Origin of the sequence: uncultured Sphingorhabdus sp. (genome assembly GCF_937872355.1) — a bacterium.
In the GTDB taxonomy this organism is placed as follows: domain Bacteria; phylum Pseudomonadota; class Alphaproteobacteria; order Sphingomonadales; family Sphingomonadaceae; genus Sphingorhabdus_B.
On the sequence record NZ_CALMSV010000072.1, the window covers coordinates 1 to 5972 of the forward strand.

5 protein-coding genes are annotated in these 5972 nt (G+C 61.5%); 4 read left to right on the plus strand and 1 reads right to left on the minus strand.

Annotated elements, in window-relative coordinates; all coding sequences use genetic code 11:
• A partial coding sequence (locus Q0239_RS04095; RefSeq protein ID WP_298598834.1) for a type II toxin-antitoxin system VapC family toxin occupies positions 1–427 on the plus strand: 427 nt, incomplete at its 5' end.
• Positions 428–497: 70 nt separating this feature from the next.
• Here Q0239_RS04095 and Q0239_RS04100 read toward each other — a convergent pair.
• Positions 498–2201 (minus strand): recombinase family protein, encoded by a 1704-nt coding sequence (locus tag Q0239_RS04100; RefSeq protein ID WP_211400795.1) that lies wholly within the window; start codon positions 2199–2201, stop codon positions 498–500.
• Between the two features lie 923 nt (positions 2202–3124).
• Between Q0239_RS04100 and Q0239_RS04105 the strand changes: the two genes are divergently transcribed.
• From Q0239_RS04105 to Q0239_RS04115, 3 genes are all read left to right on the plus strand, one after another.
• The gene (locus tag Q0239_RS04105) at positions 3125–5272 is read left to right on the plus strand and encodes a ParB/Srx family N-terminal domain-containing protein (protein WP_298598837.1); all 2148 of its coding nucleotides are present in this window, start codon (positions 3125–3127) and stop codon (positions 5270–5272) included.
• A 125-nt stretch (positions 5273–5397) separates the two neighbouring features.
• Positions 5398–5736, plus strand: a complete 339-nt coding sequence (locus Q0239_RS04110) for a hypothetical protein (RefSeq protein ID WP_211400862.1) — start codon at positions 5398–5400, stop codon at positions 5734–5736.
• A partial coding sequence (locus Q0239_RS04115) for a DUF2958 domain-containing protein (protein ID WP_298598840.1) occupies positions 5733–5972 on the plus strand: 240 nt, incomplete at its 3' end. The genes Q0239_RS04110 and Q0239_RS04115, both read left to right, overlap by 4 nt.

The following is a 5972-nucleotide window of genomic DNA, read 5'->3' on the forward strand; positions in this document are numbered from 1 at the left end:
GGAGCGATCCGCGGGCGAAGGCGCCGCCGGGCCGCCGCCCGCCAAGATTCACGAACGATTGATGCTGCTGGTCGATAGCCCCATTTGGGTCGATCATATCAGGCGCTCCGATAACGACCTCGTGTGGCATCTCGAAAGCGAGATGGTGCTGGTCCATCCGTTTGTGGTCGGCGAAATTGCGTTGGGCCAAATGAAGAATCTCGAACTTTTTCTCGCGCGTCTCAACCGCCTCCCGAAGGCCGTGGTTGCGAGTTCGATGGAGGTGCTCGCGTTGATACAAAACCGAGACTTGAGCGGCTCCGGTATTGGCTATGTCGACGCGCATCTCGTCGCCTCATGCCTGCTCATGTCGGATGTTCGCCTTTGGACCAGGGACAAGCGCCTTAAGGCCGTTGCGCAACGGCTTTCAGTTGCTGCCGATCTGTAATTACTGCGATGACGTCCAAACTCGACGGCAACATTCGCGACGGCCGCCACATCATGCCGATCCGCGTCTATTACGAGGACACGGATTTCTCTGACCCGCCATTGTTGTAGTATGCAGACTTGCCGATCTCTTTGCCTTTCCCGCCTTTTTCAGGGAAAAGTTGCTTCCCGAAGAGCGCGGCACTGTTCAGGTACGGCGTATATTCGTAGGGCATCCGCTTGCGGCCTGGATGCACTACAATACAGCCAATCAAGGTGCGGAAAGCGACTCGCGTTTCGGTCGCCTTCGGATTGGTCTTGAGCGCTGTGACGAGCTTCTTAACCTCCGAGCAGTAAAGCTCTCCGAACTTCGGATGGTCGAACGGGATCACGTTTCCGCTACCGTCGCCGAGCAACTGCAAGCGCGCATCAATATTTTCTCGCTCCAGGTCGCACTCATCGATCAGTTTCAGTAGCTCATCGGGCTTACGACGACTGTTCGCGATCGCGTAGGATAGGCGTTCGATCTCGGCAGTGAGTTTGCGGCGTCGACGTTCAAGCGTCTCGCGTTCGCTGCCTTTCTTTCGATCGTTCTTGCGCTCTTCTTGCCAGGCGCTCATCGCTTCCTCGATGGCCTTTGGAGAGAGCAGCTTCACATCGATGTTGCGGCAAACGTCTTTGAGTATGACGTCCATGTCAAAGCTACGGGTATGCTCGCAGGTCCCGCGTTGATGCGCGTTGGCGCATGCTGCGCGCGGGCCGCCATCGCGAGACGACTGCGCAATTCGCATGTGGCCATTGCAAACCCCACATCGAAGGGTCCCAGCAAGCGGATGTTCATTGTTGCGCGGAACTACCTCGCGACGCCGCGGCTTGCCGCTCGGTCCGAACATACGGACAGCGCGCTCGCTGCGTAGCTTTTGCGTCATATCCCATAGCTTTTGTGGAACAATCCGAAGCTCAGGCTTCATGACAATGAGGTGATGTTCCTCCGGATTGCGGCGCTTCTGCTTCTTCTGCGTCTCCGGATTGAGAATTGTTGAGCGAACGTTCCAGTGGATCACGCCGACATACAGCTCGTTGCCGAGGATGCCGCGGCCGTTACGACCACCCGTGATGCACTGATGATTCCAGATCGTGCGACCAACTTTGTTCTTGTGGCGAGTGGCGCCGGGCGTAGGCACGCCTTCGCGCGTGAGATCGGCGGCAATATTTCTGGTTGACCGACCGGCGGCGTACTCCTCGAAAATACGAAGTACGATCTTCGCCTCATTCTCGTCGATCGAACGCTCACCCGGCGCTCCAGGCGTCGGCCGATAGCCATAAGCATACGAGCCGGGAATCTTCCCGTTGACCACAGCGTTGTCGTGCCCGCGCCGAACCTTTTCGGCAAGCTGGGGCTTGTAGATCGTATTGTAGAGACTCGCGATGCTGATATCGGTAGCGGTCGCGTAAATCCCCTTCTGATCCATCAGCTCGACGCGATTAAACTCGAAAATCTGCTTTAGACGCTGGATCGTTGCCGGATCGCGCGACAGACGGTCAAAATGCTCGACGATAATCACATCAAAGTCGTGGCTCCGCACGCCGTCGAGCAGTCGCTGATAGCCGTCCCGCGCATCTTCGGTCAGACCGGACTTCGCCGCATCGACGAATTCACCGATGACATCGAGATTGTTGCGTTCGGCGACCTTACGGCAGAGCAATATTTGACCGTCAATCGAGGTCGCCTTTTGCATGTCGCTCGAATAACGGGCGTATATCACGGCTCTCTTTTTGGGTGACACCATCGTCATGTCGTTCCCCTATCGGCTGTCCCAAACCGTCTCTTCCATCCCTTGCAATTTGGCGTCCGATGGCGCGCGCCAACTCTAGCCAAATCTCCTCATTGTCGGGATTGTCCCAGCTACGAGGATGGGAAGGGTCAAGCGGTCGAATGATCGCCTTTTGCTCCCGAGACGATCGTATCCGGGCACGCATTAAAGCGCCCAACAGCTTAGTGGAAATTGCCGCGCAGCGCTATAGGCGGGCGGCAATGACGACTTGCACAGCGTGCTTCCGAAGTGCGGAAGTTAGATTGCGTCTGTTGTGACCTCCGTTTGACTCTTCGATTTTTTATCGCGCGATCATGCGATCGCTTTTTCAGCGCAAACTGTTTTATCGGCAGCGATCGCAACCCGGCAGGATGCGGGGCGCAAACAAACATAACGGTTACTTTGAAAGCGCCCACGAAACGCTCAATCCGCGCGGTTGTGACTCCAACTATGTTGGCCGCAGTGCCCATGAATGAGAATGCGAATTTCCAGGCAGTATAAAGCCCTGCGTCGAGCGTCTTCGTAGTTTCGCGAAATTGAGCGCAGGCGAACACGGCCTGGTGAAGCAACAGGACGCAAGATGCCTGCGCATGGCGGTGATGAGTAAGGAGAGTTTCGCTCGCTCTGTCGTGATCGGCTGCGGATGAAGCCTTGCCGATCCGTGGAGGGGAGAGATGGTCTCGGCCATCTCTCCCCCGCGACTACCGCCTGTGCGATGGCAGGGCCGCGCACGCGCAAGGCGGCGCATCGTTTTCACGCGCCCAATCCGTCCAATCCACCTCGCTTGTCGCGCAGCCCGGCCATGCTCGCCGATAGCCGCCCCCCTCTCTGCCGAGCGCTCACGCGCCCCCGGGAGGCATGGCGGGGGCCATGCCTCCGGCCTGCACAGAAAAAGGATTGGAACAATGGCAAGGACATCGAAGATGGCGAGGGCCGGCACGGTTGCGATGGTGGCGGAAGCAGCGGCAGACGCGGACGTTCGCAGCGTCGGAGAAACGGAAGCGGTTGCGGCGGTTGAGACCGGCGCGGAAACCGTGTCAGTCGCGGCAAACGGCGAGACGGTTCTCATCCCGCTCAACAAGCTGAAGAAGTCACCCCGCAATGCGCGCAAGACCCCGCACAGCGAGGCGGAGATCGAAGCCTATGCGGCCAGCATCGCCGCCAAGGGCATCCTGCAAAACCTCGTGGTGGAGCCTGAGCTTGACGCGGAGAAAAAGCCGACCGGCTTCTATCTCGTCACCATCGGGGAAGGCCGCAGGCTGGCGCAGTTGCTGCGCGTGAAGCGCAAGCAGATCAAGAAAACGGAGGGTATCCGCTGCGTCATCGACACGGCGAACGATCCGTTCGAAATCAGCCTTGACGAGAATGTCACGCGCACCGCCATGCACCCCGCCGACCAGTTCGAGGCCTTCCGCGAGCTTGCGGAACATCGCGGATGGGGCGCGGAGGAAATCGCGGCCCGCTTCGGCGTCACCGCGCATGTGGTGAAGCAGCGGCTTCGGCTCGGCGCGGTCAGCCCGAGGCTGATGCAAGTCTATCGTGACGGCGGCTTGACGCTCGACCAGTTGAGGGCCTTCGCCATCACCGAGGATCACGCCCGGCAGGAGCAGGTTTACGAGAACCTGTCCTATAACCGCGATCCGTCCTTCATCCGCCGCGACATCATGAAGACCCACATTCCGGCAACGGATCGGCGCGCGATCTTCATCGGTGCGGAAGTCTACACGGAAGCAGGCGGCAACATTGTCCGCGATCTGTTCACGGAGGATCGTGGCGGCTTCTATGAAGACGCCGCGCTATTGGAGCGGCTTGTCATCGAGAAACTGGAAGGCATCGCCGCGCAGGTTCAGGAGGCGGAAGGCTGGAAGTGGGTTTCGGTTCATATCGATTATCCCCACGCCCACGGCCTGCCGCGCACCTATCCGCATCCGGTGAAGCTTTCCGAGGAAGACGAAGCCGCCTGCGCTGTCGCACAGGAGGAATATGACCGCCTGTCGTCGGAGTATGAAGGCGCGGAGGAGCTTCCCGACGACGTGGACCAACGGTTCGGGGAGCTTGAAGCCGAGATCGAGCGCATCGACGCCAAGCGTCATGCTTACGATCCTGACGAGATCGCGCGCGGTGGCGTCTTTGTCGTGCTGTCGCCGGACGGAGAAGCCCGCATCGAGCGCGGTTTCATCCGTCCAGAGGACGAGAAGCCCGAAGCGGAGGAAGCCAGCGATGGCGAAACCGTCATCGATGGCGTGCGCGTCAACGGTGATGGCGAGATCATCGAGGACGGCGACGATGCAGCCGCACATAACGCCGACGACGAGGACGCAGGGGATGACGGCACGCCGCTGTCCGACCTTCTCGTCCGCGAGCTGACCACGCATCGCACCCTTGGCCTGCGGGTCGCCCTTGGCGAGCAGCCGGACATGGCCTTAATCGCCGTCACCCATGCGCTCGCCGCGCAGAGCTTCCATCGCGGCGGTGACGCCCATTGCCTCGACATCCGCACCGTCAGTCCACCCCTTGGCGGACACGCGGACGGCATCGAGGATACGGCGGCGGCAAAGGCGCTCGCGGATCGTCACGCCGGATGGGCGGCGGACATGCCGCGCGACGTGGCGGACCTGTGGGGCTTCATCACCGGGCTGGACCATGCAAGCGTCATGGCGCTGTTCGCGCATTGCGCCTCGCAGACCGTTAACGCGGTGAAAGTGCCTTGGGAGCGCAAGCCGCGCGCGCTTGAGACGGCTGACAAGCTGGCAAGCGCACTTGCGCTCGACATGACCGCGCACTGGACGCCGACGGTGCGAACCTATCTCGGCCGCGTGACGAAGGCGCTCATCCTCGATGCTGTACGAGAGGCCGTCAGCGGTGAGGCGGCGGATCGCATCGCCAGCATGAAGAAGCAGCCGATGGCGGAAGCCGCCGAGCAGCTTCTTGCCGGGACCGGATGGCTGCCGCCGCTGATGCGCACCACGCCGGTTGCGGAAACGGAGAGCGGGCCTGTCGAGGACATCGACACGACCGAGGGGAGTGAAGGGTTCCCCGAAGCCGCCGAGTGAGCCGCCGCGGCCGGGGCCGCCCTCGCGCGGCCTCGGCCAGTGTCCCGACACCGCCCGAGGGATTTTCCGGCCGCGCCTGATCGGCGCGGCCAAGGCCCTCGAGCACGACAGCAGGACACGAGACCATGAAGACCGATGCAAAACAGCGGGCGACACTGACCCGCATGGAGACGGCGCACGCCGAGACCGCGCGCCACCTTGCCGTCATCGAGCGGCAGGTTGAAGCGCGCGCCGAACGCATGACGACGAGCAGCCGCGTCAAGGCTCGCCAGTTTGGCCGTGCCTCCGCCACCTGGAGCCGCGCCGACGAGCGCGACGTTCAGGCTAACGTCGCGGCGCTGCGCTTTGCGCGGCGCGGCGAGATCGATGCGCTGTCCCAAAAGCTGGCGCGGCAGGCCGGAGCCATCGCGGCACACTGCGTTCGCTGCCGGATCAACGAACCGGCAGGGGAGGGCGTGTCATGATGCCGCGCTTTCCCCGCACCGAAGCCCTGATCCCCGACGAACTGCTGGCCAAGCTGATCGAGAACGGCCGCACCAGCGAGGAGCGTGACGGCTTCGATCCGTTCCCGGTCGTGAAGCTGTTCACGCCTGATGGTGCCGCGACATGGCTCATCACGGAAGCCTGTCCCGAAGGCGAGGACGTTCGCCTGTTCGGCCTGTGTGACCTTGGCATGGGCAGTCCCGAACTCGGCTACCTG